Origin of the sequence: Paracoccus sp. (in: a-proteobacteria), from assembly GCF_047973135.1 — a bacterium.
In the GTDB taxonomy this organism is placed as follows: Bacteria; Pseudomonadota; Alphaproteobacteria; order Rhodobacterales; family Rhodobacteraceae; genus Paracoccus.
On sequence record NZ_JBKEBL010000219.1, the window covers coordinates 1 to 17,029 of the forward strand.

19 protein-coding genes are annotated in these 17,029 nt (G+C 61.9%); 6 read left to right on the plus strand and 13 right to left on the minus strand.

The window, feature by feature from the left end; translation table 11 throughout:
* Positions 1 to 8: 8 nt before the first annotated feature.
* The 3 genes from ACK5L9_RS16415 to rplJ all read right to left on the minus strand — a co-directional run bounded on the left by ACK5L9_RS16415 (position 9) and on the right by rplJ (position 2,075).
* Positions 9 to 992: a hypothetical protein gene (locus tag ACK5L9_RS16415; protein WP_416912531.1), complete on the minus strand. Its 984-nt coding sequence runs from the start codon at positions 990 to 992 to the stop codon at positions 9 to 11.
* A gap of 126 nt (positions 993 to 1,118) precedes the next feature.
* Entirely contained in the window at positions 1,119 to 1,493 is a 375-nt protein-coding gene (rplL, locus tag ACK5L9_RS16420) for a 50S ribosomal protein L7/L12 (protein ID WP_416912532.1), read from the minus strand.
* 66 nt (positions 1,494 to 1,559) lie between these two features.
* Positions 1,560 to 2,075 (minus strand): 50S ribosomal protein L10, encoded by a 516-nt coding sequence (rplJ, locus tag ACK5L9_RS16425; protein ID WP_416912533.1) that lies wholly within the window; start codon positions 2,073 to 2,075, stop codon positions 1,560 to 1,562.
* 587 nt (positions 2,076 to 2,662) lie between these two features.
* Here rplJ and ACK5L9_RS16430 point away from each other — a divergent pair.
* Positions 2,663 to 3,289, plus strand: coding sequence for a hypothetical protein (locus ACK5L9_RS16430; RefSeq protein WP_416912534.1), 627 nt, complete (start codon positions 2,663 to 2,665; stop codon positions 3,287 to 3,289).
* A 75-nt stretch (positions 3,290 to 3,364) separates the two neighbouring features.
* Here the strand turns inward: ACK5L9_RS16430 and rplA are convergent, their stop codons facing one another.
* From rplA to secE, 4 genes are all read right to left on the minus strand, one after another.
* On the minus strand, positions 3,365 to 4,063 hold the full coding sequence (gene rplA, locus ACK5L9_RS16435; protein WP_416912535.1) for a 50S ribosomal protein L1: 699 nt from the start codon (positions 4,061 to 4,063) through the stop codon (positions 3,365 to 3,367).
* A gap of 3 nt (positions 4,064 to 4,066) precedes the next feature.
* The gene (gene rplK, locus ACK5L9_RS16440; RefSeq protein ID WP_416912536.1) at positions 4,067 to 4,519 is read right to left on the minus strand and encodes a 50S ribosomal protein L11; all 453 of its coding nucleotides are present in this window, start codon (positions 4,517 to 4,519) and stop codon (positions 4,067 to 4,069) included.
* A gap of 88 nt (positions 4,520 to 4,607) precedes the next feature.
* Positions 4,608 to 5,144, minus strand: a complete 537-nt coding sequence (nusG, locus tag ACK5L9_RS16445; protein WP_416912537.1) for a transcription termination/antitermination protein NusG — start codon at positions 5,142 to 5,144, stop codon at positions 4,608 to 4,610.
* A gap of 174 nt (positions 5,145 to 5,318) precedes the next feature.
* Positions 5,319 to 5,513: a preprotein translocase subunit SecE gene (gene secE / locus ACK5L9_RS16450; protein WP_416912538.1), complete on the minus strand. Its 195-nt coding sequence runs from the start codon at positions 5,511 to 5,513 to the stop codon at positions 5,319 to 5,321.
* 197 nt (positions 5,514 to 5,710) lie between these two features.
* On the opposite strand from secE, the gene ACK5L9_RS16455 reads away from it, so the two are divergent.
* Positions 5,711 to 6,085 (plus strand): hypothetical protein, encoded by a 375-nt coding sequence (locus ACK5L9_RS16455; RefSeq protein WP_416912539.1) that lies wholly within the window; start codon positions 5,711 to 5,713, stop codon positions 6,083 to 6,085.
* A 317-nt stretch (positions 6,086 to 6,402) separates the two neighbouring features.
* Here the strand turns inward: ACK5L9_RS16455 and ACK5L9_RS16460 are convergent, their stop codons facing one another.
* From ACK5L9_RS16460 to ACK5L9_RS16475, 4 genes are all read right to left on the minus strand, one after another.
* The gene (locus ACK5L9_RS16460; RefSeq protein WP_416912541.1) at positions 6,403 to 7,704 is read right to left on the minus strand and encodes a TRAP transporter large permease; all 1,302 of its coding nucleotides are present in this window, start codon (positions 7,702 to 7,704) and stop codon (positions 6,403 to 6,405) included.
* A complete protein-coding gene (locus tag ACK5L9_RS16465; RefSeq protein WP_416912542.1) occupies positions 7,697 to 8,182 on the minus strand; it encodes a TRAP transporter small permease in 486 nt (161 codons plus the stop codon). Before ACK5L9_RS16465 ends, ACK5L9_RS16460 begins: the two co-directional genes overlap by 8 nt.
* A gap of 72 nt (positions 8,183 to 8,254) precedes the next feature.
* Positions 8,255 to 9,286: a TRAP transporter substrate-binding protein gene (locus ACK5L9_RS16470; protein ID WP_416912543.1), complete on the minus strand. Its 1,032-nt coding sequence runs from the start codon at positions 9,284 to 9,286 to the stop codon at positions 8,255 to 8,257.
* Positions 9,287 to 9,416: 130 nt separating this feature from the next.
* Positions 9,417 to 11,711: a cytochrome P450/oxidoreductase gene (locus ACK5L9_RS16475; RefSeq protein WP_416912544.1), complete on the minus strand. Its 2,295-nt coding sequence runs from the start codon at positions 11,709 to 11,711 to the stop codon at positions 9,417 to 9,419.
* A 146-nt stretch (positions 11,712 to 11,857) separates the two neighbouring features.
* On the opposite strand from ACK5L9_RS16475, the gene ACK5L9_RS16480 reads away from it, so the two are divergent.
* Positions 11,858 to 12,541: an IclR family transcriptional regulator gene (locus tag ACK5L9_RS16480; RefSeq protein WP_416912545.1), complete on the plus strand. Its 684-nt coding sequence runs from the start codon at positions 11,858 to 11,860 to the stop codon at positions 12,539 to 12,541.
* A 372-nt stretch (positions 12,542 to 12,913) separates the two neighbouring features.
* Here ACK5L9_RS16480 and ACK5L9_RS16485 read toward each other — a convergent pair whose 3' ends face one another.
* Positions 12,914 to 13,339, minus strand: coding sequence for an RrF2 family transcriptional regulator (locus ACK5L9_RS16485; protein WP_416912546.1), 426 nt, complete (start codon positions 13,337 to 13,339; stop codon positions 12,914 to 12,916).
* A gap of 59 nt (positions 13,340 to 13,398) precedes the next feature.
* Entirely contained in the window at positions 13,399 to 15,264 is a 1,866-nt protein-coding gene (locus ACK5L9_RS16490; RefSeq protein ID WP_416912547.1) for an ABC transporter ATP-binding protein, read from the minus strand.
* Positions 15,265 to 15,460: 196 nt separating this feature from the next.
* On the opposite strand from ACK5L9_RS16490, the gene ACK5L9_RS16495 reads away from it, so the two are divergent.
* From ACK5L9_RS16495 to ACK5L9_RS16505, 3 genes are all read left to right on the plus strand, one after another.
* Complete coding sequence (locus ACK5L9_RS16495; protein ID WP_416912548.1) at positions 15,461 to 16,177, plus strand: glycosyltransferase family 2 protein; 717 nt, start codon at positions 15,461 to 15,463, stop codon at positions 16,175 to 16,177.
* Positions 16,177 to 16,476: a lipid-A-disaccharide synthase N-terminal domain-containing protein gene (locus tag ACK5L9_RS16500; protein WP_416912549.1), complete on the plus strand. Its 300-nt coding sequence runs from the start codon at positions 16,177 to 16,179 to the stop codon at positions 16,474 to 16,476. Before ACK5L9_RS16495 ends, ACK5L9_RS16500 begins: the two co-directional genes overlap by 1 nt.
* Positions 16,476 to 17,029, plus strand: a 554-nt coding sequence (locus ACK5L9_RS16505; RefSeq protein ID WP_416912550.1) for a glycosyltransferase family 39 protein, incomplete at its 3' end; no start/stop codon positions are given. The genes ACK5L9_RS16500 and ACK5L9_RS16505, both read left to right, overlap by 1 nt.

The following is a 17,029-nucleotide window of genomic DNA, read 5'->3' on the forward strand; positions in this document are numbered from 1 at the left end:
AAATTCCCCTACGCCACCCACTTGTTGTTGCCAATCTCGTGAAACACCCTCATCAGGCTGTCTGCGCGCCTTTCTTCCGAATAGCGTGACAGGATCCGCTCGGACGCGCGCTTACGCAGCGGCAGCAGGCTGTCGGGGTCGGCAAGAAACTGTTCGCAAACCTGCTCTACCGTTCGCACGAAGCGCGATAAATCCGAACCGGGAATCGGATAGCCCACGTCGCTGACAAAATACTCGTCACCGCCCACACCGGTATAGCCGATCACAAGGGCCCCGGTCGCCATCGCCTCGGCAGGCGGCAACCCGAAACCTTCCTGCCACGAGAAGGACAGGAATATCGCCGCTTCGTGCATCTGGCGCAGAAGTTCGGCGCGGGTCAGCTTTGCCAGACGACGAATCTCGAACCCCTGGGTGCGGCCGCGCTCGGCCAGCAGGGACGTCACCAGTTGCGAATCCTCGGCCAGCTTGCGCGGCAGATAGGCGATCACCGGCTTCTTGTCGGCAACAAAGGAAAACTCGGTCGGATCGACGACCAGCGGGATTTGCCACGGCTCGATCTCCAGAATCAGCCGGGCCGCAGCACTGCTGGCCTCGGATGTCGTAATGACGGCCGAAAACCGGTTCCGTTTGAACCTCGGCTGTCTGGACACGCGCATCAACCCATAGACGTCCTGTGCGATCATCACACAGCGATTCTGCGGAAAGGCGTCCGGTACGAAATCAGAGGCATATTCGGGAACCATGATGATGTCGTCATCCCGCAGATCGATTTTCGTCCTGTCCTTCGCACGCAGGAACGCCCCCACCCGCTGCGACAGAAACCTGTGGCTCGTCCGGGGCCAACCATAGCGCAACAACTGATTCGCAACAGCCGGAGCATAGGTGATCGGCATATCGACGCCACTGAAACGATAGCTATAGTCAGGCAGGTGAGTAAAGACCAGCGCATCAACACCCCGGTTCAACAGAAACGAGGCCCATTCCAGGATCACATTCAAGCCCCCTGTCGGAACCCGCGTAGGCGGAACGTAGAATAGGTATCTCGACATGGAACTGGTTACTGAACGCTGATCCGGGATAGCGCCGCCCGATCAGGGATCGGGCAGCGCCAATAGTGATTACTTCAGTTCGACCTTGGCACCGGCCGCTTCAAGCTTTTTCTTGATTTCTTCGGCTTCGTCCTTGTTGGCGCCTTCCTTGACCTTACCGCCGGCTTCCACCAGATCCTTGGCCTCTTTCAGGCCCAGACCGGTGATGCCGCGAACTTCCTTGATCACGTTGATCTTGTTCGCGCCGGCTTCCAGCAGAACCACGTCGAATTCGGTCTTTTCCTCGACGGCTTCGGCAGCACCCGCAGCCGGGCCAGCCATCATGACAGCGCCGCCAGCGGCGGGCTCGATGCCGTATTCATCCTTCAGGATGGTCTTCAGCTCCTGGGCTTCCAGCAGGGTCAGGCCCACGATTTCTTCGGCGAGTTTTTTCAGATCAGCCATTTTTCCGTTCTTTCCAGTTAGTGTTCCAACGTCGGGTTTTCAACCACCAGTCGGGAAAGGGTTGCATCAGGCAGCCGCGCGCTCTTCCAGAGTGCTGAGGATACCCGCGATGTTGCTTGCAGGCGCGCCGATCGCACCGGCGATGTTCGAAGCAGGGGCGCCAATGCAGCCTGCGATCGAAGCAATAAGCTCTTCACGCGCCGGCATGGCGGCCACGGCTTTGACACCGGCCGGATCCAGCGCCGTGTCGCCCATGGCACCGCCAAGGATCACGAATTTATCATTCGTCTTGGCATAGTCCTCGCAGACCTTGGCCGCAGCCACTGGGTCTTCCGAGTAGGACAACACGGTCATGCCCGTCAGATAGTCGGCGATGCTGGCGCAGGCCTTACCTTCCAGGGCGATCTTGGCGAGCCTGTTCTTGGCAACACGCACAGAACCGCCCGCTTCGCGCATCTGCGCGCGGAGGTTCTGCATTTGCGCAACCGTCATTCCCTCGTAGTGGGCAACCACCACGACGCCAGAGCTTTCAAAGATCTGGCCGAGTTCCTCGACCACCTGTTCTTTTTGTGCTCTATCCACGGTTTCACTCCAATTTGGGGGTTTCCCCCCGGCTCTCTTTGTCCTGATCCCGCAGGATCAGGGCGGGTCCGCAAGGGACAAGACCGCCCGAAGGAAGACCTTCGGAAAAATGCTTGTTCCCATCTCAGGCAGGAAATTAAGCTGACCGACGCCAGCGCCCACCGTCTCGGACGAATCGATTCACGCGCAGATTGGAATCCGAGCGTGAATCAGCATGGTGATTAGTCAGTTTCCATGCCGATGTGAAGAGCCAAAGTGCCCCCCGGAAGCGGTGATCAGGATCCTGCCTATGCCGACGCCGACAGGAAAAGCAGTTGATCGCGCCCGAAATTCCTTTAATATAGATTTATTCTATTTTTATTAGATGATATTTCACAATGACTTTGATCGATATTCGCCAAATATATTACGATACAGAATCAAGAAACGGCATTCGGGATCCATTCATTCCGCTTGACAACCGCGATGGACAAGAAGGATGGTTCGAGTTTTATCCCATTCTGACTTTTCTGGAACAGACCGAACTGAAAGATGATGTCTGGTACGGTTTTGTCTCTCCTAAATTTCCGGAAAAGGCAAGCTGCACGATGGCCGAAATCACGGCACTGATCGAGGCGAACCCGCAGGCCGATGTCGCACTTTTTTCCTCGGTCTGGCTGTATCTGCTGTGGTACGACAATGTCTGGATCCAGGGCGAGGCCTTTCACAAGGGTCTGATCGAATGCACCGAGGCATTTCTTGAGACACAGGGCGTTCAGGCCGATCTGAGCCGGGAAATGGGCGATTTTTCCACGTCAGTTTTTTCTAATTATATTATCGCGAAACGCCGCTTCTGGGAAGATTGGAAAGCCTTGGCGCGGGCCTATTACGATCACGTCGAAAAAGGGGGTTCTATATTACCCGATAACGCGGTCGCACAGCATGCCGGCCCCAAGCAATATGCGCTGAAAACATTCGTGCAGGAACGGTTGGCAAGCTGGCTTCTGACTCGGGGGGACTATACGGTGGTCCATGCCGATTATATCGACAAGCCGATTGACGGGCTGACACCAGACGATCCAGCGCCTCTGCTGCGCCTGCTTCTCAGGACGGTACATGGTTGCAAGGCAGCGGCGCGGCGCGGAGTCCCCGGTGCGCGACCCGGTTATCACCTTGTCAGACGGGTTGCGGCGCGACTGCACCGTCACAAACGGGATGCTGTCAGGCAGCTTTGACACCTGCCGCAGCATCGCCGGGAACGAAAAAGGGCGGGCCTCGGCCCACCCTTTCCTGTACTGATGATCCGGGCTTCAGCCAGCAGTCGCCGAGACCACGTCAACCGATACCCCCGGCCCCATGGTCGAACTGATCGAAACCTTTTTCATATAGGTTCCTTTCGCGCCCGAAGGCTTGGCCCTGTTCACCGCATCGACAAATGCGCGCAGATTCTGCGCCAGCTTGTCGGCGTCAAAGCTGACCTTGCCGATGCCGGCATGGACGACACCCGCCTTTTCCGCCTTGAACTGGACTTCGCCGCCCTTGGCCGCGCTGACGGCCGCCGCGACATCCATCGTCACCGTGCCGACCTTGGGGTTCGGCATCAGGTTACGCGGACCCAGAATCTTGCCCAGACGACCGACCAGCGGCATCATGTCCGGCGTGGCGATGCAGCGGTCAAAGTCGATCTTGCCCGACTGGATCGTTTCCATCAGATCCTCGGCGCCGATGATGTCGGCCCCTGCCTCTTTCGCCTCGTCAGCCTTGGGGCCACGGGCGAATACGGCGACGCGGACATCCTTGCCGGTTCCGGCTGGCAGGGTCACGACACCACGGACCATCTGGTCGGCATGGCGCGGATCGACGCCCAGATTCATCGCGATCTCGACGGTTTCGTCGAACTTGGCCGAGGCATTGTCCTTGACCAGCTTGACGGCATCTTCGACCGACAGGTTGGACTTGCCCTCAAAGGCGGCGCGGGCCGCAGCTTTCTTTTTTGCAATCTTCGCCATGGCTTAGCCCTTCACCTCGATGCCGATCGACTTGGCCGAGCCGACGATGATCTTCATCGCCGCGTCGATGTCGTTCGCGGACAGATCCTTCATCTTGGCTTCGGCAATCTCGCGCACCTGCTTGACGGTCACGGTTCCCGCAACCTCACGGCCCGGCTTGAGAGAGCCCTTGGGGCGGTTCCGCTTGCCCACCGGCTTGAGACCGGCGGCCTTTTTCAGCAGGAACGACGCGGGCGACGTCTTGGTTTCAAAGGTGAACGACTTATCGGCGTAATAGGTGATCACGACCGGAACCGGGGAACCCTGTTCCATTTCCTGCGTGCGGGCGTTGAACGCCTTGCAGAATTCCATGATGTTGATGCCTCGCTGACCCAAAGCGGGGCCAACGGGGGGCGACGGGTTCGCCTGCCCCGCCTTGATTTGCAGCTTAAGCTGCCCGACGACTTTCTTGGCCATCTGGCCTTCTCCTTCATCATCAAGCCCTGCCCGTGAATGGGTATAGGGGCCGATTTAGCGGTCCGGCATCACGCCTCCCGCACATACATCACGCGGTCTTGGCGACCTGCGTGAATTCCAGTTCCACCGGTGTGGGCCGACCAAAAATCGACACCGTGACCTTGATCCGTGCCGAAATCTCGTCAACCTCTTCCACCATACCCGAAAACCCTTCGAACGGGCCGTCGGTCACATTAACCTTTTCGCCCACGTCAAAGCGGATCAGGTTGCGCGGCGCGGCCTGCTCACCCTCGCCCGTGCGGTTCAGAATGGTGTTAACTTCTTCGTCGCGCATCGGCATGGGTTTGCCATGCGCTCCCAGAAAGCCCGTCACGCGGTTGATCGAGTTCACCAGATGATAGGTCTGGTCCGACATGTCCATATGGACCAGCACATAGCCCGGCATGAAACGGCGCTCGGACGTGACTTTCTTGCCACGCCGGATCTCGATCACTTCCTCGGTCGGGACCAGCACCTCGTCGATCTGATCCTCAAGGCCCTTTTCTGCGGCGGACTGCCGAATCGCCTCGGCGACCTTCTTTTCGAAGTTCGACAGGACGCTGACAGAATACCAACGCTTTGCCATGTCTTGATCGACCCCTGTTGTTCTTGACGAAAGCCACGCGATTGCGGCGCGCCCTCATTGAATTCGATTAGGTCCGGCAAAACGGAAATCGGCGCGCACACGGATTTCGAGGCACGCCGCTTGCCAGACAGTCGGGGGCAATTACCGCCCCTGCCCGTGAAATGCAAGCCCCGATCAGCCGCTGATCGCCTTCAATCCCTCGGTCAGGCCAAAGCGGATCACAAAATCGACCAGAAAGAAAAAGATGCTGGTCAGCGTCGCCATGACGACCACCATGAAGGTAGTTGTCACCACTTCACGCCGCGCGGGCCATTCGATCTTGGCAGCCTCGGCACGGACCTGGTTAATGAACTGGACGGGATTTGCCACCTGCGGCTCCTTCGGGTTGTCGCAGCGGGATCTAACCGCGCGGCGCGGGCATTTCAAGCCCGCGCGAACGACGGGCGGCAGTGCAAGGTGATTCAAATGTCAGACAATTCGCACCGCCAGCGATCGCTCGCGTTAAGGCTGAGGCAACTCCTTCACTTTATCGCGAACAATACGGAAACAACGCAAAGGAGAACCGCGTGCAAACCCGTATTGCAAAACCCGCGATTGCAGGACTGGCCCTGCTGGCCCTGGCGGCCTGCGCCGATAAATCGGACAAGATCGCGCCCAGCTATGTCTCGCCGACGACCTATCAGAACATGAGTTGCAAGCAACTGGCGGTCGAGGCGCAAAGCGTCGCCAACCGCGCGGCTCAGGCTTCTGCGCTTCAGGACAAGAAGGCAAGTAACGACGTCGTGGCCGCCAGCGTCGGGGCAGTTCTGTTCTGGCCTGCCCTGTTCATGATCAAGGGCGACGGCGCGCAGGCAGCCGAGGTCGCGCGCCTCAAGGGCGAGATGCAGGCGATCGAAACGGCGAATACCGTGAAGAACTGCGGCATCCGCTTCGTCAAGTGACCACCGCCCCGGCGCGCCCTCTGGGTCCGCGCCGGGGCACACTGGCAAGCGGATACGCGATAACAGGATTACCCGGCTTCTTCGCGCGCCGCGTCCGGCCCCCCCTGCCACTGCGGCGCTGATCAGGACCGCCGCGCCGCTTTCGGCAAGGCAGCAGGCATGATGGTGCGAGCGCTCAGCCTGCCTGCGGGACTGGTGCTGCAAAGCCGGGCGGTATGGCCTTTGCGGGCAGGCGGTCCATGACATGTTCGTTGCGATTGTGTCTGCAAGGGTTATGGACCGCGCCGGAACTTATTCCCCGGAATTCCGGGACCGACCTACATCAACACTCCGGGCAGCCACAGCACCAGTGCGGGAACCAGCACCAGCATCAGCAGGCGGATCACATCGGCCAGGATGAACGGGAAAATCCCGCGCACCACGGTGGACTGACTGACCCCCTGCGAGGCGGCCTGCACGACGAACAGGTTCATCCCGATGGGCGGCGTGATCAGCCCGATTTCGGCCACAGTGACGACGATCACGCCGAACCAGACCAGATCATAGCCCAGTTCGACGGCGACAGGTGCAAGGATTGGCACGGTCAGCAACACGACCGACAGCGAATCCATGAAACATCCCAGCACGATATAGAACAGCAGGATCAGCAGCATCACCACCAGCGGCGCGACATCCGCCGCCCGGATCAGGTCGATCAGCATCTGCGGCAGGCCAGTGGTTTCCAGGAAGAAATTGAAGAAGGACGCGCCGATCAGGATGAAAAAGATCATACCCGACAGGCTGGCGACCTCGGCGGTGGCCTTGCGCAGAACCTCGGCGGTCATCTCACCCGACAGCAGGGCCAGCACAAAGGCACCTACCGCACCAACGGCCGCTGCCTCGGTCGGGGAAAACAGCCCGGCGAAGATGCCGCCGATGACGGTCACGAACAGCAATGTCACCGGCCAGGTCTGTTTCAGCGCCCGCAGCCGCTCGGCCGCGCTGATCCGTTCCGAGGTGGGCGCAAGCTGCGGCTTGCGGGCCACCTGCACCCGGATCGCGGCGGCATAAAGCAACGCCCCCAGAATGCCGGGGATCATCGCCGCGATGAACAGCTTGCCAACCGAACTTTGCGTCAGCAGGCCATAGACAACCAGCAGGATCGAGGGCGGGATCAGCACGCCAAGCGTGCCGCCCGCAGCGACTGTCGCGGTCGCCAGCGAGGAATCATAGCCGTGGCGCTTCATCTCGGGCAGGGCGACGCGGCCAATGGTGGCGACGGTCGCCAGCGAGCTGCCGCAGATCGCGCCGAACATGGCGCAGGCACCGATAGTGGCCATGGCCAACCCGCCGCGACGGTGTCCGACAAAGCTGTTGATCGCTGTAAACAGCGCCCGCGACAGCCCCGCATAGGAGGCAAAGACCCCCATTGCGACGAAAAGCGGGATCACGCTGAAGGAATAGGGAAAGACCGACTCGAACGGGCTGGAACCCAGCATAAAGACCATGCCGCCCCAATCGCCCAGATAGACCGCCCCCAGAATCCCCGCGAGGGCCATGGCAGTAGCGACGGGCATGCCGAACCCGATCAGCACCAGCGCGCCAAGAAAGCCCAGACAGCCGATGATTGCGTCAGACATGTGCGGGCCTCTTCAGAAAGATGGTGACGTTCAAAAGGATGGCAACCAGTGACAGGCACAGCCCCGCAAGCAGCGGATACCAGAACACCGCGATCGGGATGCCAAGCTGCTGCGACTTGTCGCCGAACATCGTGCGCATCCTGAAAGTGTCAAAGCCATAGCGCAGCATCAGCCAGACCAGAACGACCGAGCCCATCGCGATAATCACCGCAAGCACCACCTGCACCGGGCGCGGCATGGCGTTAAAGACGAAATCGACGCCAACATGAGCCCCGCTGAGGAAGGCAAAGGGAATGACAAGCCATGTTCCGGCCATGACCCCCAATTGAACCATCTCGACCACGCCCGATACCGGGATCCCGACGACCCGCCCCAGCACATCCGCCACGGTGGCAACCGCTGCGGCCCCGTAAGCCACGACCCCCAACGCCGCCGCAGCCCCGATCACACGCGTCAGCGCGCGGATCACCTTGTCCATCCGGTTTCTCCTGTAATTATACCGGCACCCGCTGCGGGATGCCGGACCGTCAACCCGCCAATGCGATGACTGCTATTTATGTTGCTGTTCGTATTCCGCGACCTTGGCGACCATCTGGTCATAAATATCGCGGGCGTTGTCGATGCCCTCGGCTTCCAGCCCGGCCAGATAGTTATCCACGACCGGTTGCAGGGCAGCGCGCCATTCGTTGCGCTGTTCTTCGGTCAGCACGGTGATTTCGTGACCCGCAGCGACAGCCTCATCATGGGCCGGCTTGTCCCAGGCATCCCACCAATCGCCGAACTTGCCCACCAGATTGTCGCCCGAGGCCTGATCGACGCAAGCCCTGGCCTTGTCGCTGAGCTTGTCATAGGACCGCTGGTTCATCGCAAAGAAGAACGACACCGTATAGGCACCCAGGTCCAGGTGATGATCGACGACCTCGTTCAGGCCGAAGGATTTCACCGGATCCCACGGGAAAACCGTTCCATCCAGAACCCCGCGCTGGATATTTTCATAGACCTCGCCGGGCGGCAGGCCCTGCGGATCGGCGCCCAGATAGGTCAGCATGTCCGATACGGCGGGGCTGGGCGTGCGGATGCGCAGCCCCTTGAGATCGGCCATCGTCTTGACCGATTTCCCCTTGGTGTGGATCAGCCCGCCATTATGCGCGTGCAGCGCCAGCAGGTGCATCCCCTTGTAGTCCTCGGCCAGAGGGCCATCGTGCAGCGACCACAGCGCATAGGTCGCGGCCCCCGCATCGTTGGACAGAAACGGCACATCGATGATCGAGGTGCGCGGGAAGCGGCCACGGGGAAGCCCCGTCAGGCCATGCGCGACATCGACAACCCCGGCAAGCACCTGTTCCTGCTGGCGGGTGACATTGCCAAGCTGGGAACCGGCGGCAAAAATCTCGAACGTGACCTCGCCATCGGTACATGCCGTGATCTGTTCAGTCCATGGAACGATGAAATCGGTGTGGATGCCATGAACGGATGGCAGATAATGGCTGACCTTCAGCCGGGTTTCTGCCTGCGCTGCGGTGGTGGCCAGACTGCCGGCAATCACTGCAGCCGATGCAAGTACGTTTGTCAGATGACGCATGGAACCCTCCCTTCGTTTCCGTGTTCATAACTTTTTTATACTTTTGAAAGAATGGTTTGTTTCTTTATCCCGTGACGGGATGGGGCCAAGCTCTACAGCTTTTGGCCTATTTGTCAATTCAATTGGACTGTCATAACGTCAGGACAATGCGCCGTCCTCTGGCGCGCGAACAGCAGGTCATGATCCTGTCACCGCCCGCTCGTTCCTGCCGGGTCAGAACCTTATCCCGGTGGTCGATTTCACCGTCAACCACTCGCGCTTCGCATGTTCCGCACAGACCCTCTCCGCAATCCATGGGTATGTCGATACCTGCGGCGCGCAGTGCGTGATACAAGGTCTCGCTGGCCGAAACCTGAATGGTCAGGCCGCTGTCGGACAGCACCGCCTCGAACCCGTGTTCAACGGCGGGATCCAGCGCCCCCGGCCCGCCCGAGAAATGTTCGTAATGCAGCGTGCCCTCGGGCCAGCCCAGCGACAGGGTATCCAGCGCCTCAAGCATCCGCGCCGGGCCGCAGGCATAGACCTGCGTGCCTTTGGCCAGCGGGGTCAGCGCCCCGCCCAGATCCAGCCGCGTGCCCTCGTCGCCAAGATGCAGCGAAAGGGCCGCGCCGTGATCCGCGTGCAGCCGGTCAGCCAGCGGCAGCGCGCTGCGGGTCCGGGCGCAGACATGCAGGTGATAGGGCTTGCCAAGCGCCTTCAGCCGGTCAGCCATCGCCAGAACGGGGGTGATCCCGATGCCTCCGGCGACCAGCACGTAACGGGCGGCATCCTCATCCAGCCGGAAGTGATTGCGCGGCCCGGCGATATGCACCGTATCGCCGGGCTTCAGCGCTTTGTGAAAATGCGCCGATCCGCCCCTGCCCCCGTCTTCGCGCAGAATGGCAATCTGATAGCTGTCCCTGTCCTTCACGGCTCCGCACAGCGAATATTTGCGCCGGAACCCGCCCGAGACCAGCTCGATATGCGAACCCGCCGAAAAGGGCGGCAGGGGACGGCCGCGCGGATCGGCCAGCACGATCCGCCGGACCCGGTCGCAATCGTCACTGACGGATCGCACCTTCATCCGGCGCAGGATGTCATCGCGCACTGGCGCGCCGATCCCGAACGACATGGCGCGCTCCAGAATGCCGGGGTCGCGCCGTTCCGGGTTCAGCGCAGGATCCCATTCCACCAGCAACCGCGACGGCCCGCGAAAGGATACATTCGGCAGGTTCTCGAAACGCTGTCCGGCGACAAGGCGCATATGCGGCAGACGGCGGGAAAATTCCTCAAGAAAGACTCGCATCTCCATCCGGCCGATATTCTTGCCCATGCATTGATGCGCGCCATAGCCGAAAGACATATGCTCGGCCGAGTTGTCGCGATAGATGTCGAAATCCCCCGCGTTTTCCCAGTGCCGGGGATCCTTGTTCGCGCTGGCCTGCACCAGCAGCAACCGCTGCCCCTTGGGAATCGCCACGCCGCCGACCACCGCATCATCCGTGGTGATCCGCCGCCAGGCAACGATGGAACCCGCGACACGCAGGCATTCCTCGGCGGCACTGGGAATCAGGGCGGGGTTCTGGCACAGTTCCTCCCATGCATCGCGATTGCTCAGCAGCGTCCAGAACGCGTTCAGCGTGGCGTTCGACGTGGTCTCATGCGCGGCAGCAAGGATCGCCATCATCATCGACCGAAGATAGCTTTCGGGCACAATATCGGGATGCCTGAAATGCTGGCGGACCGTTTCATACATCCAGCCCTCGCCTTCGGGGCTGGCGATCATCCGGTCCAGGATACGGTTCGCCGTTTGCCAGAAGCGCCCGACATTTTCCGCGACCTGCAACTGTTCGGCAGGTGTCGGGCGGCCCCATGTGTTCAGCGTATGGGCAACCGCGAATTTCTTCAGCTCATCCGCACCATCCTGAGGGACGCCCAGAAAATGCAGGGCAACGGTCAGCGGGATTTCATAGAAGATGTCGGCGACCAGATCGGCATGGCCGCGGTCGATAAAGCGGTCCATGTACTGACGCGTCAGCGCGCGCACTGCGGGCTCGTGCTTTTGCAGATTTTCGGGCAGGAAATCATCCAGCAGCAGCCTGCGCCGGGCCATATGGTCGGGCTCGTCCTCGTTCACCATGGTGCGCTTCATCGCATAGCCATAGGATTGCAGGATCTGCTGAGCCTCTGGCGTGGCGGGGGTCATCTTCTCCAGCGCGACCGAGGGCGAAAACAGGATATTGTCGCGGAACACCGCCTTGACGTCGTCATAGCGCGTCACCACCCAATAGCCGATTTCGGGGCTGTAAAAGACAGGCTCTTCCTCGCGCGCCCATCTGACCGCCTCGGCCGGGTCCATCTGATAGGCATCCGTGAACGGATTGAACGCGGCGGCACGCGCCGACACCGGACAAACGCCATGCGGAACGGGACAATTTCCTGCCATGATCTCCCCCCTTGGAATGCTCGCGCAGGCAGAATTTACTTTTATCGCACATTTTATTATATTATTAGTAATGAAATCAGATCCGACGCGATCCGTCAACAGCACGAGGCAGGGTTTGACCGGCTGGGCCGGCGGGGATGTGGCACATGGCGACACTTCAGACACTGGACCGGGGCATCAAGGCGCTGTTCCTGATCGGATCGTCCGAAGGCGGGGTGACGATAGGCGATGTCGCCAGCCATCTGGGCGTGGACCGCGCGATCGCCTATCGCGTGGTTGCCACGTTAGAGGCAAATGCATTGATCACGCGGCAACCACAGGGCCGTCTGCATATCGGCAGTGGCGTGCTGCGGCTTGAGGCCGGCTATCTGCCCCAGCTTCGGGCAATGGTGGCCGGGGAACTGCCGACGCTTGCCAATGCGACCCAGGCAACCGCCTTCCTGTCGGTTGCCGACGGCCAGGACTGCGTCGCCATCCTTGTGAGCGAGCCGGAAAAGCCGATCCTGCGCGTTGGCTATCGCGTGGGCAGTCGGCACCCCCTTGCGATGGGTGCGTCGGGCATTGCGATCCTGTCAGCCCGCCCGCCCTCGACCGGGGACAGCGACGCCGTGAAACAGGCGCGCGCCGACGGGTTCTGCGTCAGCCTTGGGCAATTGCAAAAGGGTGCGGTCGGCGTCGCGGCGCCGCTTGCCCGGCTCGAACGCAGCGGACGCCCGGTCGAAGCCTCTGTCGGCGTTGTCGCCATGGAAGATCTCGACATCCCCCGCGCCGCCCGCCTGATCCGCGACTTTGCCCGCAGGATCGAGCATCGCGCGGGCGGAGAACCATGATCTCCGGGCCGGGGGCAGATCAGAGATACGCTGACGGCAGCAGATTTGATCATCACATTTGCGCAGCATCTGCGTAAAATCAGAAAGTTTAAGCCCGAGAATATCGGCCCCGCCGTGCCAGAACAGGCGCCGTGACCGCAAAGAGAGGGCGGGGGGGGCATCCCGCCCCGCCACATCGCAACCACGCAATGCCTGCCGCCAGCGGCACAGATCGCCGAAACGGGCAGCGGGGGGTCCGGGGGGCGCAGCGCCCCCGGCCACCGCGGGACGCAATTTCGCGGCGTTTCCGCCATCGCACCGAAACCGGGCAAGGCGCTGCGGGGATGCGGGGATGCGGCGGCGCGCTGTGAACCGGCAGGGGACTAAACCCGCTCAGCCAAAGGAAATCTTGCGGCCTCCGGTCATCTCGGCCAGCGAGATCCCTTCAAGCAGCAATGCGGTTGTGTCGCGGACTGACAGCAGAACCTGCCGGATTTCGCATTCCTCGGGCGTCTTGCAATCCTGACAGGGGCTATAGGCATGCTGACTGGCACAGGGGGCAAGCGCCAGAGGGCCATCGATGCTGCGCAGCACCTCGGCAAAGCTGATCTCCGAGGCGGGGCGAGCAAGGCGATAGCCGCCCCCTGCCCCCCGGCGGGATACCACGATACCGCTGACTTTCAGGGCGGACATGACCTGTTCCAGGAATTTCGGCGGCAGGTTTTCCGCCGTGGCGATGCGCGCGACCGAGGCCGGCTCGCCCGTGCGGGCAAGATAGGTCAGGGCATGAAAGGCGTACCGGGCTTTCTGTGACAGCATGGGTTCCGATACGCCGCCCCCCCCGCCGCGTCAACGTCGGCATCGCAGCCACGGCGGGGCTATTCCGCCGCGCTTTCCGCCGCTTCCACGGCCAGAAACCCGCCCGATTGCCGCGCCCAAAGGCGGGCGTACAGGCCGCCACGCTGCAGCAATTCGGCATGGCTGCCCTGTTCGGCGATGCGGCCCCGGTCCATCACCACCAGCCGGTCCATCGCGGCGATGGTGGACAGGCGGTGCGCGATGGCGATCACTGTCTTGCCCTGCATCAGCATGTCCAGCCGCGATTGGATCGCTGCCTCGACCTCGCTGTCCAGGGCACTGGTCGCCTCGTCCAGGATCAGGATCGGCGCGTCTTTCAGCGCCACCCGCGCGATGGCGATACGCTGACGCTGACCGCCGGACAGTTTCACCCCGCGTTCGCCGACATGGGCATCAAGGCCCCGCCGACCGAAGCTGTCGGAAAGGCCGGGCACGAAGCCATGCGCCTCGGCCATGCGCAGCGCCTCGGCGATCTGGGCGTCATCGGCGCCGGGGCGGCCATAGGCGATGTTGTCACGCACCGAACGGTGCAGCAGAGAACTGTCCTGCGTCACCACCCCGATGCCTGCGCGCAGGCTGTCTTGCGTCACCATCGCGATATCCTGCCCGTCAATGGTGATCCGGCCCTGTTCGATGTCGTGAAAGCGCAGCAGCAGGTTGATCAGCGTCGATTTCCCCGCGCCCGAGCGGCCAACCAGCCCTACCCGCTCGCCGGGCGCGATATGCAGCGTCAGGTCGTCCAGCACCGCCAGAGGCCGCGCGCCCTGCACCCCGCCATAGCGGAAGGTGACGTGATCAAAGTTCACCTCGCCCGGCCCCCGTCGCAGGGGCTGCGCGCGCGGCGCATCGACGACCTCGCGCGGCAGGGCGATGCTGGCGATGCCGTCGCGGACCGTGCCGATATTCTCGAACAGCGTGGCGAATTCCCACATGATCCAGTGCGACATGTTGTTCAGCCGCAGCGCAAGAGGCACCGCGATGGCCACCGCGCCGACCTCGATCAGGCCCGCAGACCACAGCCACAGTCCGATTGCCGCGACCGAAGCGACCAGCATGACGTTGATCAGGGTCAGCATCGCGTCCTGAATCGTACTCAGCCGCATCTGCCGGTAAACTGTTTGCAAAAACGCATCCATGCCGTCGCGCATCCACGCCTCTTCCCGAACGGAATGCGAGAACAGCTTGACCGTGGCGATATTGGTATAGCTGTCCACGACCCGGCCCGTCATGGCCGAACGCGCATCGGCCTGAGCCTGCGCCACCTGCCCCAGCCGGGGCACGATCTGCCACAGCAGCGTCGCGTAAGACAGCGCCCACAGGACAAAGGGCAACGCCAGCCGCCAGTCCTGACTGGCCGCCAGCGCCAGCGCGCCAAGGAAATAGATCAGCACATAGCTGCCCACATCCATAAGCTTCATCGCCACTTCGCGCACCGCAAGCGCCGTCTGCATCAGCCGCTGCGCGATCCGGCCCGCGAATTCGTCCTGAAAATAACCAATGGATTGCCGCAACAGATAGCGATGCGCCTGCCAGCGGATCCTTTGGGGAAAATTGCCCATCAGCGACTGGTGCAGGATCATCGAGGCGAACAGGTTCAGCACCGGCAGGACGATCAGCAGCACCGCCGCCATCATCGCCAACCGTCCGCCCTGCTGCTGCCAGAACAGTTCTCGCGGGGTGTCCGCCAGCCGGTCGATCACATCGCCCAGCCAGCCGAACAGCATCACCTCGATCAGCGCGATGCCGCCCGACCCAAGCGCCAGCAGCACCAGCCAGGGCAGCGCACCACGGCTGTAATGCAGCACAAAGCGCAACAGCGAACGGGGCGGCATGCCCGGCGCGTCAGCCGGATAGGGGTCAATGCGTCGCTCGAACCACGCAAGCATGGTTTCACCTGGATTTGAACGGAACGAAAATGGCCGGAACAGCCTTGCTGGCCTGTCGCAACGCCGGAGTCAAGCCCGACCGTACAGCCTGCCCGCCCGTTGGCCGGGGCACGCCCAAGCTTGCGAACGGGGGCGCAAAGCAGTAACGCTCGGGAAAAGCAATGCGGGCAGTGTCACCGATACAGGTATCAGGAACGTGCAACCGATCTCTATCGTCATTCCGGCCTATAATGAGGCGGGTAATATCTCGTCCTTGGTCACGGAAATCTTTGACACGCTGCCGCAGGAACTGGTCGGCGAGGTAATCGTCGTCGATGACGCCTCGCGCGATGCGACCGGCGACGAAATCGCCGCCATGCTGCCCGCCCGTCCCAAGCTGCGGCTGGTGCGCCACACGCAGAATGCCGGGCAAAGCCGGGCGGTGCGCAGCGGCGTGGCTGCCGCCCGCTTTCCGGTCGTCGCCACCCTGGACGGAGACGGCCAGAACCCGCCCGCCGATATTGCCACGCTGGTCGCCGCATGGGCCGCCGAGGGGCCGCAGCTTGTGGGCGGCCACCGCGTCCGGCGGCGCGATACCTGGTCCAAGCGGTTCGCCTCGCGCTTTGCCAACGGCCTGCGCCGTGCGCTGCTGCGCGACGATTGCCCCGATACCGGCTGCGGGCTTAAGGTCTTTCCGCGCGACGCCCATCTGGATCTGCCCTTCTTTCACGGTCAGCACCGCTATCTTCCGGCGCTGATGCGCGCGGCGGGATATTCGGCGGCCTTCCTGCCCGTGGGCGACCGCCCGCGCACGCAGGGCAGTTCGAAATACACCAATTTCCAGCGCGCAGTGGTCGGCATTCCCGATCTGCTGGGGGTTGCCTGGCTTGTCCGGCGCAGCCGCCCCACAAGGACCGTCGAGGAGCAGCGGTAATGAACGAATTCGCGAGCTGGTTGAAAAGCTTTACCAATGTCGATGGCATGTGGCTGCTGATCGGCCTTCTGGCGCAGGCGATGTTCTCGGCCCGGTTTCTGGTGCAATGGATCGCCTCGGAACGGGTGCGCAAATCCATCGTACCGAATGCCTTCTGGTATTTCTCGATGGCGGGTGGCGCGATGCTGTTCGCCTATGCCATCCATCGCCGCGATCTGGTATTCATGCTGGGTCAGGGCTTTGGCCTGATCGTTTATTCCCGTAACATCTTTTTCCTGCGTAACGCCCCCAAGGAGTGATGGCCCCGATCTGGTCACGAGTACTGACCCTGTCCTTCGCGCACCCGGTCGTCCTGACCGGCGGCGCGCTGGTGGCGCAGGCAGCAGCGTTAAGCCTGATCCGCACCGGGACCAGCTTTGATGGCGCGGAACAACTGCTTTACACGCAATACTGGGACTGGGGTTATGGCCGCTCGCAGCCGCCGCTGTATACATGGCTGCTGAAGCTGCTGCACATCCCGCTTGGCGTCACCCAGCTTGCCGAAAACCTGCTGAAATTCGGGCTGATCGTCATCGCGCTGGCCGGGATGCTGCGGCTGGCGCAGGGACTTGGCTATCCGCGTCAGGCGGCGGTGGCGGCGATGTTCTCGCTGCTGCTGGTGCAGGACGTATTCTGGGAGGTGCAGCGCAACTATTCCCACACGGCGCTGCTGCTGGCGCTGCTGCCCTGGACGCTGATCTGCTGGCTGCGCCTGCGCCGGGCGGCATGGCCGCATTTTGCCCTGTTCGGGCTGCTGGCGGGGCTGCTGATCCTGTCAAAATACAACGCGGCGATCTTTCTGCTGGCGCTGAT

Coding starts and splice junctions, on each gene's coding strand:
- rplL (WP_416912532.1), bottom strand. CDS start 1,493: ATGGCTGATCTGAAAAAACTCGCCGAAGAAATCGTGGGCCTGACCCTG.
- ACK5L9_RS16470 (WP_416912543.1), bottom strand. CDS start 9,286: ATGCGTCATCTGACAAACGTACTTGCATCGGCTGCAGTGATTGCCGGC.
- ACK5L9_RS16430 (WP_416912534.1), top strand. CDS start 2,663: ATGGCCGAAATCACGGCACTGATCGAGGCGAACCCGCAGGCCGATGTC.
- ACK5L9_RS16490 (WP_416912547.1), bottom strand. CDS start 15,264: ATGCTTGCGTGGTTCGAGCGACGCATTGACCCCTATCCGGCTGACGCG.
- ACK5L9_RS16460 (WP_416912541.1), bottom strand. CDS start 7,704: ATGTCTGACGCAATCATCGGCTGTCTGGGCTTTCTTGGCGCGCTGGTG.
- ACK5L9_RS16475 (WP_416912544.1), bottom strand. CDS start 11,711: ATGGCAGGAAATTGTCCCGTTCCGCATGGCGTTTGTCCGGTGTCGGCG.
- ACK5L9_RS16500 (WP_416912549.1), top strand. CDS start 16,177: ATGAACGAATTCGCGAGCTGGTTGAAAAGCTTTACCAATGTCGATGGC.
- ACK5L9_RS16465 (WP_416912542.1), bottom strand. CDS start 8,182: ATGGACAAGGTGATCCGCGCGCTGACGCGTGTGATCGGGGCTGCGGCG.
- ACK5L9_RS16480 (WP_416912545.1), top strand. CDS start 11,858: ATGGCGACACTTCAGACACTGGACCGGGGCATCAAGGCGCTGTTCCTG.
- rplA (WP_416912535.1), bottom strand. CDS start 4,063: ATGGCGAAGATTGCAAAAAAGAAAGCTGCGGCCCGCGCCGCCTTTGAG.
- ACK5L9_RS16485 (WP_416912546.1), bottom strand. CDS start 13,339: ATGCTGTCACAGAAAGCCCGGTACGCCTTTCATGCCCTGACCTATCTT.
- nusG (WP_416912537.1), bottom strand. CDS start 5,144: ATGGCAAAGCGTTGGTATTCTGTCAGCGTCCTGTCGAACTTCGAAAAG.
- rplK (WP_416912536.1), bottom strand. CDS start 4,519: ATGGCCAAGAAAGTCGTCGGGCAGCTTAAGCTGCAAATCAAGGCGGGG.